At 62.6% G+C, this 13,521-nt stretch carries 13 protein-coding genes and 2 pseudogenes; 8 read left to right on the forward strand and 7 right to left on the reverse strand.

All coding sequences use genetic code 11. The features are described 5' to 3' along the window. Positions 1-153: 153 nt before the first annotated feature. Positions 154-1,185 (forward strand): IS110 family transposase, encoded by a 1,032-nt coding sequence (locus KBI52_RS04915; RefSeq protein ID WP_210805773.1) that lies wholly within the window; start codon positions 154-156, stop codon positions 1,183-1,185. 210 nt (positions 1,186-1,395) lie between these two features. Here the strand turns inward: KBI52_RS04915 and KBI52_RS04920 are convergent, their stop codons facing one another. After that, positions 1,396-1,698 (reverse strand): hypothetical protein, encoded by a 303-nt coding sequence (locus tag KBI52_RS04920; protein WP_210805775.1) that lies wholly within the window; start codon positions 1,696-1,698, stop codon positions 1,396-1,398. A gap of 319 nt (positions 1,699-2,017) precedes the next feature. Here KBI52_RS04920 and KBI52_RS04925 point away from each other — a divergent pair, with 319 nt between their 5' ends. Continuing rightward, complete coding sequence (locus KBI52_RS04925; protein ID WP_210805777.1) at positions 2,018-3,898, forward strand: alpha/beta hydrolase; 1,881 nt, start codon at positions 2,018-2,020, stop codon at positions 3,896-3,898. 26 nt (positions 3,899-3,924) lie between these two features. Here the strand turns inward: KBI52_RS04925 and KBI52_RS04930 are convergent, their stop codons facing one another. From KBI52_RS04930 to KBI52_RS04945, 4 genes are all read right to left on the reverse strand, one after another. Further along, entirely contained in the window at positions 3,925-4,998 is a 1,074-nt protein-coding gene (locus KBI52_RS04930; protein ID WP_210805779.1) for an NAD(P)-dependent alcohol dehydrogenase, read from the reverse strand. 70 nt (positions 4,999-5,068) lie between these two features. Continuing rightward, positions 5,069-5,911 carry a universal stress protein gene (locus tag KBI52_RS04935; protein ID WP_210805781.1) on the reverse strand — a complete coding sequence of 281 codons (843 nt, stop codon included), beginning with the start codon at positions 5,909-5,911 and terminating at the stop codon, positions 5,069-5,071. A gap of 124 nt (positions 5,912-6,035) precedes the next feature. Further along, complete coding sequence (locus KBI52_RS04940; protein ID WP_210805783.1) at positions 6,036-6,242, reverse strand: hypothetical protein; 207 nt, start codon at positions 6,240-6,242, stop codon at positions 6,036-6,038. 60 nt (positions 6,243-6,302) lie between these two features. Then, positions 6,303-6,566, reverse strand: coding sequence for a hypothetical protein (locus tag KBI52_RS04945; RefSeq protein ID WP_210805785.1), 264 nt, complete (start codon positions 6,564-6,566; stop codon positions 6,303-6,305). A gap of 185 nt (positions 6,567-6,751) precedes the next feature. On the opposite strand from KBI52_RS04945, the gene KBI52_RS04950 reads away from it, so the two are divergent. Further along, complete coding sequence (locus KBI52_RS04950) at positions 6,752-6,994, forward strand: hypothetical protein (protein ID WP_210805787.1); 243 nt, start codon at positions 6,752-6,754, stop codon at positions 6,992-6,994. A 218-nt stretch (positions 6,995-7,212) separates the two neighbouring features. Beyond that, positions 7,213-7,437, forward strand: a pseudogene (locus KBI52_RS32700) (cytochrome c family protein); the annotation flags it as partial. Between the two features lie 69 nt (positions 7,438-7,506). Here the strand turns inward: KBI52_RS32700 and KBI52_RS04955 are convergent. Both KBI52_RS04955 and hmpA read right to left on the reverse strand, forming a co-directional pair. After that, a complete protein-coding gene (locus KBI52_RS04955; RefSeq protein ID WP_210805789.1) occupies positions 7,507-7,716 on the reverse strand; it encodes a cold-shock protein in 210 nt (69 codons plus the stop codon). Between the two features lie 190 nt (positions 7,717-7,906). Beyond that, positions 7,907-9,120, reverse strand: a pseudogene (gene hmpA / locus KBI52_RS04960) (NO-inducible flavohemoprotein). A gap of 504 nt (positions 9,121-9,624) precedes the next feature. Here hmpA and KBI52_RS04965 point away from each other — a divergent pair. The 4 genes from KBI52_RS04965 (at position 9,625) to KBI52_RS04980 (ending at position 13,268) form a co-directional block, all read left to right on the forward strand. Next, complete coding sequence (locus tag KBI52_RS04965; RefSeq protein ID WP_210805791.1) at positions 9,625-10,005, forward strand: response regulator transcription factor; 381 nt, start codon at positions 9,625-9,627, stop codon at positions 10,003-10,005. Between the two features lie 120 nt (positions 10,006-10,125). Beyond that, positions 10,126-10,812: a helix-turn-helix domain-containing protein gene (locus KBI52_RS04970; RefSeq protein WP_210805794.1), complete on the forward strand. Its 687-nt coding sequence runs from the start codon at positions 10,126-10,128 to the stop codon at positions 10,810-10,812. Between the two features lie 394 nt (positions 10,813-11,206). Next, a complete protein-coding gene (locus KBI52_RS04975) occupies positions 11,207-11,476 on the forward strand; it encodes a helix-turn-helix domain-containing protein (RefSeq protein ID WP_210805796.1) in 270 nt (89 codons plus the stop codon). A 70-nt stretch (positions 11,477-11,546) separates the two neighbouring features. Beyond that, entirely contained in the window at positions 11,547-13,268 is a 1,722-nt protein-coding gene (locus KBI52_RS04980; RefSeq protein WP_210805798.1) for a SulP family inorganic anion transporter, read from the forward strand. Positions 13,269-13,521 lie beyond the last annotated feature (253 nt).

Raw genomic sequence — 13,521 nt, forward strand, 5'->3', positions numbered from 1 at the left:
AGATCGACAACCGGATGGCTCCTCGAGTAGCCATCCCTCGCTACACGGCAAAGGTTAATGCAACATGGGGTTATTCCGGGCCTGGTGCCCTTCGACGGTAAAGTAGGGTCTGATGTGATCAGGCCAAACTGGAAGCCAACGGAGAGTATCCTCATGAAGCAGTATGTCGGATTGGATGTATCGCTGGAGCAGACAGCCGTCTGCATTGTCGATGAGCATGGGAAGGCGCTCTGGCGCGGCAAATGCGCCTCGACGCCCGAGGCCATTGCGGCAGTCGTCAAAGCGAGAGCGCCGCATGTGGTGCGGATTGGCCTGGAAAGCGGCCCGCTGTCGACATGGCACTGGCATGAGTTGAAGAAACACGGCTTGCCTGTGATTTGTCTGGACGCCCGCCATGCCAAGGCAGCGCTGTCCCTGCAGGTGAACAAGACCGACCCGAATGATGCGCTCGGTCTGGCACAAATCGTGCGCACGGGCTGGTATCGGGAGGTCACCGTCAAGAGCTTGGACAGCCAAGTGATCCGTAGCTTCCTCAGCTCACGAGCCCGTCTGGTCGAGGTGCGTGTCGACCTGATTAACCAGATCCGCGGCATGCTCAAGCCCTTTGGTCTGGTCGCCGGCAAGGGAGGCCGTCAGCCCTTTGTTGACCGCGTGCGCGAACTGGTAGCCGATGGGCCACTGAAGGATGCTGTTGAGGCCCTCCTGACAGCCTTGCAGGAGGTCAGCCGGCAAATCGGCATCCTCTCCCGTCGCCTCATGGCTCTGGCACGACAGAACCAAGCGGCTCGGCGGCTCATGACGGCTCCTGGCGTCGGCTCACTCGTGGCATTGGCGTATATCAGCGTCATCGATGCGCCGGAACGGTTCTCGAAGTCCTCGAGTGTGGGAGCTTATCTTGGTCTGACCCCGCGACGCTACCAGTCGGGCGAGGTCGACCGGAGCGGGCGGATCTCGAAATGCGGCGATCCGCTCCTGCGAACCTACCTCTTTGAGGCGGCGGGCATCATTCTCAACCGCGTCTCGCGCTGGTCGTCGATCAAGGCGTGGGGGACGCGGCTCGCCAGGAAGGTCGGTGGAAAGAAGGCCATGGTGGCGGTCGCCCGTAAGCTGTCGGTCATCCTCCACAGAATGTGGCACGATGGTACCGACTTCCGCTGGTCCAACAAGGAGGGCCTGCCGGCATGAGATTGTAGCTCACGAGATCCGCCCCCTGGCGGAGTGATGTCCCTTGTCGGGACGAGGCAGCAGCCATCGCGTGGGCACCGTTGCGGCCTGAAACCTGAACCTCAGGGAGCAGATTGACCGCGTATGCAACATGGCGAGGCTGAGGCTTCCGACCCCATCATGCGGCGGTGTTTGCCGACCACGGAGAGAACCATGACCCGACAGGTGATATCAGCCGAAATGACGGAAAGGGCCGCTCAAAGGGCTTGACCAGGATCCCCGGAATAAGAGAACAATGCCACCTGCACCATAGGGGCGCGTGGCGATGAAGACGTCGGCGTAACGGGCCTGTTCCGCCACCTTAATCGACATGGTGCCGAAGGTCTCGTCGAAGCGGCGTATCTCGGTTGGCACCTGAAGTCCGGTGAGCCTCTCGGCCAGACGCTTTGACGTGGCATCGCCGTCCTTGCGGGCTTGTTCTTCCAACTCGGTCACGAACTGCACGACGGCGGCAGCGCCGCCATCGAACGGCATGGCAATGGACAGGTCAGGCAGAAGGTTGGTGAAGACGCCGATCAGGTGAGCCTGCCCGGCGGACGCAATGGCTTGGCCATATTAAAGACGGATCTCGTCCTCCGGGCTTCCATCCAGATGCACCATGATGTCCTTGATCATCGTCCTCTCCCTCTGCCGGCCCAGGCGAGAAGCGGGTTCGCCGAGCCATCAATCTCGACCATTATGTGGTCGAAATCAGGACCGATGCTTTGATCTAGCGCAACGCACTTGGCGAAAGCGGCTGTCATTGTACGACAATCCTCTGCCCTACCACGAGGGTGAGAGCACGGAGGCTGAAATGCCACTTCGCACTTCCACGACGCTTAAAGGTGGCCGAGCCTCCAACCGTACGACCCAGGTTGCCCCGCTGCACGCACAGCCAAGTAAGGCAGCCGCAGCTCACGTCTTGGTTCCCCCACCGGAGGGTTCAACGGATAGTTGGGATGACGCTCAGCTCCATCGCCTCCGGGATGTTCTTGACCATGCTGCCCATGCGAGCCTGGCACGCCTCACCGGCGGGCTGTCACCGGCAGCCGTTGCCGACGCCTACATGGATTGGGCCGTCCACCTGGCCATCTCGCCGGGTAAGCAGGTGGAACTCGCCACCAAGGCAGCCCGCAAATGGGCTCGACTGGCGCAGTTCGCCTCCCACTGCGCAGTGGGCGGAGGCAGATGCGAACCGTGCATCGAGCCGTTGCCCCAGGACAAACGCTTCACTGAGGCCGAGTGGCAGCAATGGCCGTTCAATCTCATGCAGCAAGGCTTCCTGCTCCAGCAGCAATGGTGGGACAACGCCACGACCGATGTAGACGGCGTCACCAAGCAGCATCAGGCCGTGGTCGAGTTCATTTCGCGCCAGATCCTCGACATGGCATCGCCGTCGAATTTTCTCCTGACCAACCCGGTCGTGCAGCGGCGCATCATAGGAACGGGAGGCCAGAACCTCGTGCAGGGCTTCCGCAACTTCCTGGACGATTGGGAGCGGATTGTCCGCTCCAAGCCCCCCGCTGGCGCGGAGCACTTCCAGCCAGGCCGCGATGTGGCCGTCACGCCGGGAAAGGTGATCTATCGCAACCGCCTCATTGAGCTGATCCAATATGAGCCGACAACCGAGCAGGTTCGGCCGGAGCCGATCCTGATCGTGCCGGCCTGGATCATGAAGTACTACATCCTGGATCTTTCCCCCGAGAACTCCCTCGTCCGTTATCTCACGGACCAGGGCTTCACGGTGTTCATCATCTCCTGGAAGAACCCGACCGCGGAGGATCGGGACCTGGGCATGGACGATTACCGCAAGCTCGGGATCATGGCCGCGTTGGATGCCGTGAACGCCATCAAGCCCGATCAGAAGGTTCACGCGGTCGGCTACTGCCTTGGCGGCACACTCCTCTCGATTGCTGCGGCCGCCATGGCCCGCGATGGGGACAAGCGCCTGGCGACCATGTCCCTGCTGGCGGCGCAGGCCGACTTCCGCGAAGCCGGAGAGCTCACGTTGTTCATCAACGAGAGCCAGGTCCACTTCCTGGAGGACCTCATGCGGAGCCAAGGCTATCTCGACACCCGGCAGATGGCAGGAGCCTTCCAGCTTCTGCGCTCAAACGACCTGATCTGGTCGAGGCTCGTCCGCCACTACCTCATGGGCGAGAGGACGCCCCTGAACGATCTTATGGCTTGGAACGCCGACGCCACCCGCATGCCGTACCGCATGCACACGGAGTACCTGAGGCAGCTCTTCCTCAACAACGATCTCGCCGAAGGACGCTTCCAGGTCGATAGCCGGCCCATCGCCGTCAGTGACATTCGGGCGCCGATCTTTGCGGTCGGCACCGAGCGCGATCACGTGGCGCCCTGGCGGTCGGCATTCAAAATCCATCTCCTGGCGGATACCGACGTCACCTTCCTTCTCACTAAGGGCGGGCACAATACCGGCATCGTTGCCGATCCAGGTCAGGCTAAAGGAAACTTCCAGGTTCTGACGAGATCCGCCAGCGGTCACTATCTGGATCCCGACACTTGGACCAGGGTTGCGCCCCGCTTCGAGGGCTCCTGGTGGCCGGAATGGGTGCGCTGGCTGGGCTCACATTCCGACGAGCATACCAATCCACCGGCCCTGGGTGCACCGGCGCAGGGTTACCCTGCCCTGTACGATGCACCCGGCACCTATGTGAAGCAGGCCTGATCGGCGGCCGTGACATCTCCCCGAGGCTATGGGGTGATCGCCACCTTCAGCACGCCGTCGCGCTGGTTGGCGAAGAGGTCATAGGCCTCCTCGATCTGATCGAGCTTGAAGCGGTGCGTCACCAGTGGCCGCGTGTCGACGCGTCCCGAGGCGATGGCTCCCATAAGCCGGCGCATGCGCTCCTTGCCGCCGGGGCAGAGCGTGGTCCGGATGGTATGATCGCCAAGGCCTGCCAGGAATGCGTCGAGCGGGATCTTGAGGTCACCCGAGTAGACGCCGAGCGATGAGAGGCTGCCGCCTGGACGGAGCACGCGCAACGCTGCCTCGAAGGTCTGTTGCCGCCCGAGCGCCTCAATCGAAATATCAACGCCGCGGCCATCAGTGAGGCGGCGGATCTCCTCAACCGGATCGGCCTTCGTGAAGTCAACGACGTGATCGGCGCCCATTCGGCGTGCCATCTCGATGCGCTCGGGCACGCTCTCGACCGCAATGATCGTCGTTGCCCCCATCAGGCGCGCGCCCGCGGTAGCGCACAGACCAATCGAACCTTGTGCGAAGACCGCCACCGTATCGCCAATGTGGATGTTGCCGCTCTCCGCGCCGGAAAAGCCGGTGGACATGATGTCGGGGCACATCAGCACCTGCTCGTCGGTGAGACCGTCCGGCACCAGAGCCAGGTTCGTCATGGCATCCGGCACCAGAAGGTACTCGGCCCGTGATCCATCGAGGGTGTTGCCGAAGCGCCAGCCGCCGAGCGGCTTCCAACCATGCTTGGTGCCGGCCGCATCCTGGGAGTGGCACCCGCACAGGCAAGCCTCGCTGTACCCGCTCGGAGTGATCGCGCCCGCGACGACCCGCTGGCCCTCGTGGTAGCCTTGCACCGCCGAGCCGAGCTTCTCGATGACGCCGACCGGCTCATGACCGATGGTGAGGCCTCGGGCCACCGGGTATTCGCCCTTGAGGATGTGGACGTCAGTGCCGCAAATCGTGGTGGTGGTGATGCGGACGAGCGCATCGTGGGGACCAACGTCCGGAATCGGCTTCTCGTCGAGCACGATGCGGCCGGGCTCGACGAAGACGGCAGCTTTCATCCTTGGCATGGCAACCTCCTCCTATGTGCTGTGTCGGTGCTTGGCCGCTCTCCTGACGTGGCCTGCCGTACCCCTGACGTCAGTAGGAGAGGAACAGCGCTACGGGGCATTGCTTCAGGAGGGACTGGGTCACGCCACCGAACATCAACTCGCGCAGCCGCGAATGGACGTATCCGCCCATGACGATCATGTCAGCACGGGTCAGGGTAGCGTGGTTACGCAGGGTCTCGGCCACGTCGCCGTTCAGGGCCGGCAGGGTCTGGACATTCACATTGAAGCCGTGGCGGGTCAGATGCGGCGCGATGTCGGCGCCGGTTACGGTCCTGGGCAGGTCCTTCTCGCCCATCACGGCGACCACTTCCACGGTCTCGGCCGCCCGCAGGAACGGCAGGGCGTCGGCCGCGGCACGGGCGGCGCGGCCGCTGCCGTCCCAGGCCAGGATAACACGCTGGGCGCGGAATACGGCCTGACCGGGCGGGACAACAAGCAGTGGACGGCCGCTGTCCATCAGCAGGGCATCGATCAGGCCCCGGTCGAGGGCGAGGGCTTCCGGCTCTGCGTCGACCACGGTGAGATCATGCAGACGGGCCTGCGCCCGGAAGACGGCGAGCAGTGCCGGATAGCTGAGATGCGGGGCTGCGGTGGACCACACAATTCCCGCCGCGCTGGCATCGCCTTGGGCACTGCGGGCCGCCGCCTCGGCAAGGGCGTGAAGGCGCTGGTTCTCCTCCTGGACAAGACCGGCCACGACCTTGCTGATCCCGGCACTCGACAGGTCCAGCTTGACGGAAGCGGCCTGGACAGTGGCGTGGGCGCCCGCCTGCTGCGCCAGCGAGAGGCCATAGCCCAAGGCGGCCGAGTTCTCGTCGGGACCGAACTCCTTCGTCAGGCCGATCAACACGCTCTTGATGTTCTCGATCATGTCATTCCTCCCTCTCGTATCCCTGGAGCGAGACCGTGGAAGAAGAAATCGCCCCGCGTAGGAACATCACCTCGATCTGCCGCAGAGGTTGAGAAAACAACCTGCGCCTGCGGCTTAGCTGCGGCTATGGCAGGGCATGAGCCGAAGCCGGCTTGATGTCCTTCGGCTGCACGATTTTCTCCCCACCCGCCATGTTCTTGATCAGGTAGGCCGGCAGACGCTCGGTCCCAGCCGGGACAATGTTGACGACGCAGTAGGTGCGTCCTTTCTCCCTGTCAGCGGCACCCTCGCTCAAACGGACAAGCTGACCGATGTGAAACGTGGATTGCATGGAACCCTCCTGAAGGCTTCGGTGGGATCAGCACCTGAGATCAACCACAAGGAAATCCTCTTAGGCTGCGAACGACTGGCCGCGTTGCTGCATCCAGAGCTGGTTCAACAGGTCGACATAGGGCTGACGCCTCTCACAGTGGGCGGCCCTGAGTTTTTCGCTGATGGACTGCTTGATTTCCTTGGCGCTGGCGCTCTTCTCGACTTTCTCCAGTTCGACCTGGTGCTCGAAATCGATGTGGCCTAGCGTCCGCGCGACCTCTTTCATCATCAGGTCAAGGCCGGGCGAGTACATCCGGTACTGATGGCTGGCGTGATTGGACATGTTTCCCTCCATGATTGTTCATCATTATGTGGAGCCACGTTGATCCAAGAACTTTACGGCATCTTAGGCCAGTATCGTTGATGCGGAGCAAAGAGAAACTCCGTATTTTTACGGAGACATGGCCCGCAGGGCAGCCCCGGCCACGCGGATATCCGAGGGAGCCGGTCCTGATCGGAGGGGAGCCTATGATCGATCAGCAATATGACGAGCTCACTCGGAGAATGCTGGATGACGCAGCGGGCCGGATCGAGAATGGCCCCGATAACGAGGACACCTTAATCTTCATTTCCAACGCGCTGTCTGACTGCACCGCGGCGATCGATGCCCATGCTGAAGGCGTCGAGATGTCTGCGCAGACGTTTAAGTCCATGTGCAGAGTCCTTCATGCGATCCGCATCAGGATTGATGCCGCCGTAGCGCGCCCGTAGAAGCATTCATGCAGTTGGAGGCGATTCATCCGTGCGTCTAGTTAGTTCTCAGGCAACGTATGAGGTGTTTCCGAAGCTAAGCCGCGCGGGATGAGCCTGCTGATTTGCACCTTTTCAGTGGTACCTTCTGGGCATGACGTGGCCAGTGTTTGTGATGGGCCTCGCCCTTCTTGTGCCTGTTGTCTTGACCTTCGACCCGGCCGCAAGTCCAGGCTTAGGATGCCGATGCAGGCGAAAAAGTCTTTGCCGTTTGCAAGGCCTGCCACCAGGTCAGCGAGAACGCCAAGATGCGGTGGGTCCCACCTGAACGGCGTCACCGGACGGCGCTCGGGATCCGTGGACGGCTATAAGCACTCCCCGTCAACAAGAACTCCGGCCTGACCTGGGACGAGGCGACGTTCGCCGAGTACATCAAGGACCCCAAGGCCGAGGTGCCGGGCACACCGAAACGAAAAGCCGCCCCGTCAGGAGCGGCTTGAGGCTCAGCATGAGCTGACACCTTAACAGGCTGATCAAGCCGTCTGCAGGTTGGTCGCAGATTCTTTGCGGGTGCGGCGGTCAGCTTCCACCTCATAGGAGATCTTCTGGCCTTCCGCCAAGCCACGCATTCCGGCGCGCTCGAGCGCGGTAGCATGGACGAAAACATCCTTGCCGCCATTGTCCGGTTGAATGAAACCATAGCCTTTGGTTTCGTTGTACCACTTCACAGTTCCAGTCGCCATTGGATCTCCTTTTTGTTCCATCAGATGCGCTTTTGCCCGTTCATCGGGCCGTGAATGGCGGAGAGGTCAAGCATTCGGCCGGACGCGGATCCGTCCCAAATTTCGATCACCGACATGCTCCCTCCTCCCTTTCGTCAAGCCCAATACCTCTCGGCGGACCCGTCGGGCACTTGGGAGCCTCCCGTAATCGCTAGGCCGCGGCGAGGATCTCGTCGGCCGGCCCAAAGAACTCGTAGTGGATGCGGTTCGACCGGAATCCGGCCAAGGCCAACCCTCCCACGAACGCCCGCAGGAACGGCCGCGGGCCGCACAGGTAGAAGCCGGCCTCGTTCAGTGGCGTGTTGGCCCGCAACCAGTCCACCGTGATCAGGCCTTCATGATCGTAGTCGTCCCCGAGCCGATCCTCCGGCCGCGGCTCGACGTAGAAGGTTGTCGCGCGGCTGTTGGGATAGGCCTCGGCCAGGGAGAGACACGGTCCCTCATGGCATGGGTCGAGCCGTTCAGCGTGCCATGCACGTAATGCACAGCCTTGTTGGGATAGCGGGCCGCAATGGTCTCCAGCATACTTATCATCGGGGTTAGCCCGACGCCGCCGCTCAGGAGCACCACGGGGCGCGGCGACTCCTCGTTGAGGAAGAACTCGCCGGCGGGCGGCGCCACCTTGAGAACGGTCCCGATCTCGGTCTGCTCATGCAGTCAGGTGGAGGCGATGCCCTGCGGTTCCCGTTTGACAGAGATCCGGTAGGTCTCGCCGTTCGGCGCGCTGGAGATGCTGTAGTTGCGCTTGAGCGGGTGCTGGCCCGGCACTTCGATCCAGAAGGTCAGGTACTGACCGGGCTTATGGAGCAGGACAGGCCGGCCGTCCTCGGGCCGGAGCACGAAGGAGGTGATGACCTCGCTCTCGCGCTGCTTGCTCTCGATCCGGAAGTTGCGCCAGCCGTTCCAGCCGCCGGGCGCCGTGGAGAGACTGGTGTAGATGGCCTTCTCGCGTCCGATCAGCACGTGCGCCAGGAACCAGTACGCCTCGCCCCAGGCGGTGAGGATCTCGTCCGTGGCGGCATCCCCAAGAACGTCCTTGATCGCGCCGAGCAGCGCCTCGGCCACGTGAGGGTAGTGCTCGGGCAGGATGTTCAGGCCTACGTGCTTCTGGGCGATGCGCTCGACGGAGGGCGCCAACGCGCCCAGGTTGTCGATGTTCTGGGCGTAGGCCAGGATGGCGCTCGCCAGCGCCTTGGGCTGCGAGCCGGTCTCGCCGTGATGCGACTGGTTGAAGAGGTCGCGGATCTCCTCGTTCCGGAACATGCGCTCGTACATGCGCTTGGTGATCGCCAGCCCATGCTCCTGAAGCGCAGGCACCGTGGCCTTCACGAGATGGATGGTATTGTCACTCAATGTGTCCGTCACGGATGACCTCCTGGGATGCCGCATCAGGGGAAAGGGTGCCGACGGACCGGTTCGGCATGGGTGAGGCCCGCCGTAGGTTCTCAGGCGTTACGCCGTCGGGTCCGGTGCCGAAACCCAGGCTTTTTCCTTAAGGGATTGCCCTGACCACCTTCGGTCGCAGGCCAGACGGTGTCCCGGTCACTGCCGCCGCGACCGCGCGGTCGGTGTCTCGGCACGCTGAGCCTTCTCGGCGGCCGCCTGGACGTTTAGGCCCGCCAGAGCTTGGGCTGAAGGTCGTCTTCGGGATTCCGTTCTTCGGCAGCCGCACCCGCCCTGACGTGACGAGCATGCGGATGTGGGCCAACGCGCCGCGCAGGTGAGCTGCTGCGGGCTGGCATCGATCCAGGCAATCCGAGACAGGCGCCTTAAGGACAATTCCTGAATGGTTCGGCAGGGCGCTTGGGACATATCAATCCTGCACCCGCAGAGCGGGGGTTTGCCCAAGGATAATGCAGCAGGGCCACCATGCCAATCTTCCCAGGATCGATCATTCTCGTCATCGACGATGACGCCGCCGTTCGGCAGTCCCTTAAGTTCGCCCTTGAGCAGGAGGGGCTGGAGGTGCACCTCTACGACAGCGGCGAGCAGCTCCTGGCGGATCCCGCCCTGCCCCAAAGCGGGTGCTTGGTCGTGGACTATGCCATGCCGGAGGTGGACGGGATCACCCTGGTCGAGCGTCTGCGGCAACGACATGTTGGCCTGCCGGCCATCCTGATCACGGCTAAAGGCTCACCGGCGGTCCGGGAGCGCGCCCTGCGCTCCGGCTTCCAGCAGGTCTTGGAGAAGCCCCTCGAGGACAGTTCCCTGCTCGACGGCATCCACGGTGCTCTGGCGGCCGCCGCATAACCAGGCCCGCTGCGCCGGGGACGACCTCCGTAGAATCCCCTAGGGAGAGTATCTGAATTTTGCGGGATCAAGCGTGGGAGTATTGATCAACTCAGGTCAGACACCCAGAACGAGGGTTCCATGCACACCGCCCTTGCCGCCACCGCTTCGCTGCCCATCCAGGGCCCCGCCCTGCTTACGGGCGTTCCGTCGTTCCGCCCGGAGCGAGAAGCCGTCATTGTGGGCGCAATCCGTGCCTTCACGAAAGACGAGGAAATCTTCGCCGAAGGTGACAGGACAGTCTTTGTGTACAAGGTGGTGTCCGGTGCAGTGAGGACCTGCAAGCTCCTCAATGACGGGCGACGGCAGATTGCGTCTTTCCACCTGCCAGGCGATTTCTTTGGCATCGAGACCGGGGAGGAGCACCGCTTCACCGCCGAGGCGCTTGGGAACACGACCGTAATCAAGTATCGGCGCGGCAGCCTCGACACGTTACCAACCGGCGGTGAGGCCTTGTCCCGGCAGATCATAGCCGCGATGATGCGCGCGCTCGAACGAGCCCAAGCCCACATGCTATTACTTGGCCGCAAAAGCGCCGTGGAGAAAATCGCCGCTTTCCTGCTCGACCTGGCAGAGCGTGAGACTGACCACGGACACATCGATCTCCCAATGTCCCGAACCGACATCGCCGATTATCTCGGTCTGACGATTGAGACCGTGTCCCGCACCCTCACACAGCTGGAGCGCCAAGGCATCATCGCGATGCCGGCGCAGCGGCGATCGATCGTGTTGCGGAACACGGCTGCACTGCAGCACCTCGACAGTTGACCGCCGTCTCTGATGATCTGCACTCCACGTCATGATCGTCTGCTCCTGCAACGTTTTCTCAGATGGTGACGAAGACCTGCCTGTCGCATGGGCCCTTGTGCCCGCGCACGCTGGCCCAGGTCTACCGCTGCCTCGGCTGCAGTCCTCAATGCGGGCGATGTGCAACGACCATCCGCTCCATCCTGTCCAACCAGGCGTCCCTAGCGGCGCAGCAGCCCACGGCCCGCTGCGCGCAGAACTCCTGTGGCTCCCTGTGTGGCCCATCCCCGCGCCGCCCCGGGCGAAGACCGGCCGTGCTGCAGGTGCTTACCCATCACTCATCTGGATTGATTGCCACAACATCATCGTTCAGCGATCATGGCTGACATTTAATGCATGGAGGGAGTGTCATTCATTGATCACCGCCGCACAAATCCGTGCTGCCCGTGCTCTCCTTGGCATTGACCAACGCCAGCTCGCGGAGATGGCAGGGGTCTCGCTGCCAACCATCCAACGCATGGAAGCAAGCGCAGGTAATGTGCGAGGGGTGGTTGAGACGCTTACGAAGGTTGTCGAGGCGTTCGACCGGGCTGGGATAGAACTCATCGGCGAGAATTCGGTGAGCCGTGAAGGCGGACGAGGCGTGCGGTTCAAGCAAGTCAAGACCGCAAGCGGCTCCTCCTGACGCAAATGACCGCGACCGTTGCTTTGGAGCAATGATCCCTGCCGCTCCAGTGGCTAGAGGAGGCGCCGGTATGCCTGCACGGGCTGTTGACCTAACCTTTGCCGAACTGTTCACTCCGAAGCTCGTCACGGTCCTGCGGGAGCGATATCGATTAGCCGACCTCCGCGCTGATGCCGCGGCTGGTTTGACGGTCGCTATTGTAGCCCTGCCGCTCTCGATGGCGATCGCCATCGCCTCAGGGGTGAGCCCCGACCGGGGCCTTTACGCAGCTATTGTCGGAGGCTTCATCGTCTCGGCACTGGGAGGAAGCCGGTTTCAGATCGGCGGGCCGGCAGGGGCCTTTATCGTGCTGGTGGCGGCAACTGTCGAGCAGCACGGCGTCGATGGGCTCCTCCTTGCAACCATGCTCAGCGGCCTGATTCTGCTGGCGATCGGGTTCCTGCGGCTTGGAACCTTCATCAAGTTTATCCCCTATCCGGTGACCGTGGGCTTCACGGCCGGCATTGCCGTCATCATCTTTGCGAGCCAGCTCAAGGAACTGCTGGGGCTCCGGCTCGACAAGGAACCCGGGCCCTTCATTCCCAAGCTCATGGCGCTCTGGGACGCCCTGCCGACCCTGAATGTCGCGGCCTTGGTAGTAGCTTTTCTGACCGTTGGCATCATTGTCATCGTCCGGCGCTTCCGTCCGCACTGGCCGGTGTTCGTCATTGCGGTGGCTGCAGCCGCCCTCGCGACCTGGATCCTGGGCTTGCCCGTCGAGACCATTGGAACCCGCTTCGGCGGCCTGCCCCAATCCTTGCCCGCGCCACATCTGCCCCCGATCTCCGCCGCGAGGATCGCCGAGCTTCTTCCCGCCGCCCTGTCATTTGCCCTGCTGGGCGGCATTGAGAGCCTCCTTTCGGCCGTGGTCGCAGACAGCATGACGGGCCGTCGCCACCGCTCGAACTGCGAACTGGTGGCGCAGGGCTTCGCGAACGTTGCCTCGGGGTTGTTTGGCGGCATCTGTGTCACGGGCACGATCGCCCGTACCGCCACAAACGTCCGCTCTGGGGCCCGTGGTCCGGTCGCAGGGATGCTGCACTCGGTGTTCTTGCTCCTGTTCATGCTGACTGCGGCGCCGCTCGCCTCCTTCATCCCGCTCTCGGCTCTGGCGGCTGTCCTCGCGACCGTTGCCTGGAACATGGCGGAAAAGCATGAGTTCGCGACGCTGCTGCGGGCCTCGAGGGGGGACGCCGTGGTACTGCTCGCCACGTTCCTGCTGGTGGTATTCCGCGATCTCACTGAAGGTATCCTCGTGGGCTTCGGCATTGGCGTGCTCGTGTTTCTGCAGCGGATGGCGGAGGCGGTCGAAGTCGAGCAATCTCCCCTCCTGCCGGAGGAGGATCGCCCCGACACCGTGAACGGCAACGGCCGTGAGCCGTACGATCCCACGCTCGCGACCGATCCGGACGTGGTGGTGTACCGGATCTCAGGCGCATTCTTCTTCGGCGCGGCCGCAACGGTGGCCGCGGCGCTTGATCGCATCGCAGAACATCCTAAGGCTTATGTCATCGATTTCTCGGCCGTTCCGGTGCTCGACAGCACGGCGGCTGCCACCATCGAGGGTTTCGTGCGCAAAGCACAACGGCACAACGCAGCCATCTATGTTGCTGGCGCCCGACCGCTGATCCGGCGGGTGCTACTCACCCATGGCATACGGCCACCGCGAGCCCGCTTCAAACGAACCGTGCCGGAGGCACTCGCGTCAGTTCATAACAAGTTTGAGGAGGACGAGCCTCCCGCAAAGTTCTGAAGGTAATCCATGACGAAAGGCATGGATGAAGGCCTGTTCGAGCCGACAAATAATTGTGCTGCCCAGTGCGCGACGGCAGATCTCAGATTTGGAAGCGATCGTTTTGCGTCGGAGCGTATGGCACTACCACCTGATTGACCGGCGCTGATGAAAGGGCACGACAGGCGAGTGGTCCTGACCCATCAAACTTTCCGGGCATTTTGATCCTTGAGGAGGGTCAGTGCCATGAAGAGATCGCGGTATACGGAAGAAC

It is taken from the genome of Microvirga sp. HBU67558, assembly GCF_018069605.1.
In the GTDB taxonomy this organism is placed as follows: Bacteria; Pseudomonadota; Alphaproteobacteria; order Rhizobiales; family Beijerinckiaceae; genus Microvirga; species Microvirga terrae.

Excerpts from the sequence above, each read along its gene's own strand:
- KBI52_RS04915 (WP_210805773.1), top strand. The coding sequence starts at position 154 with ATGAAGCAGTATGTCGGATTGGATGTATCGCTGGAGCAGACAGCCGTC.
- KBI52_RS04920 (WP_210805775.1), bottom strand. The coding sequence starts at position 1,698 with ATGCCGTTCGATGGCGGCGCTGCCGCCGTCGTGCAGTTCGTGACCGAG.
- KBI52_RS04925 (WP_210805777.1), top strand. The coding sequence starts at position 2,018 with ATGCCACTTCGCACTTCCACGACGCTTAAAGGTGGCCGAGCCTCCAAC.
- KBI52_RS04930 (WP_210805779.1), bottom strand. The coding sequence starts at position 4,998 with ATGCCAAGGATGAAAGCTGCCGTCTTCGTCGAGCCCGGCCGCATCGTG.
- KBI52_RS04935 (WP_210805781.1), bottom strand. The coding sequence starts at position 5,911 with ATGATCGAGAACATCAAGAGCGTGTTGATCGGCCTGACGAAGGAGTTC.
- KBI52_RS04940 (WP_210805783.1), bottom strand. The coding sequence starts at position 6,242 with ATGCAATCCACGTTTCACATCGGTCAGCTTGTCCGTTTGAGCGAGGGT.
- KBI52_RS04945 (WP_210805785.1), bottom strand. The coding sequence starts at position 6,566 with ATGTCCAATCACGCCAGCCATCAGTACCGGATGTACTCGCCCGGCCTT.
- KBI52_RS04950 (WP_210805787.1), top strand. The coding sequence starts at position 6,752 with ATGATCGATCAGCAATATGACGAGCTCACTCGGAGAATGCTGGATGAC.
- KBI52_RS04955 (WP_210805789.1), bottom strand. The coding sequence starts at position 7,716 with ATGGCGACTGGAACTGTGAAGTGGTACAACGAAACCAAAGGCTATGGT.
- KBI52_RS04965 (WP_210805791.1), top strand. The coding sequence starts at position 9,625 with ATGCCAATCTTCCCAGGATCGATCATTCTCGTCATCGACGATGACGCC.
- KBI52_RS04970 (WP_210805794.1), top strand. The coding sequence starts at position 10,126 with ATGCACACCGCCCTTGCCGCCACCGCTTCGCTGCCCATCCAGGGCCCC.
- KBI52_RS04980 (WP_210805798.1), top strand. The coding sequence starts at position 11,547 with ATGCCTGCACGGGCTGTTGACCTAACCTTTGCCGAACTGTTCACTCCG.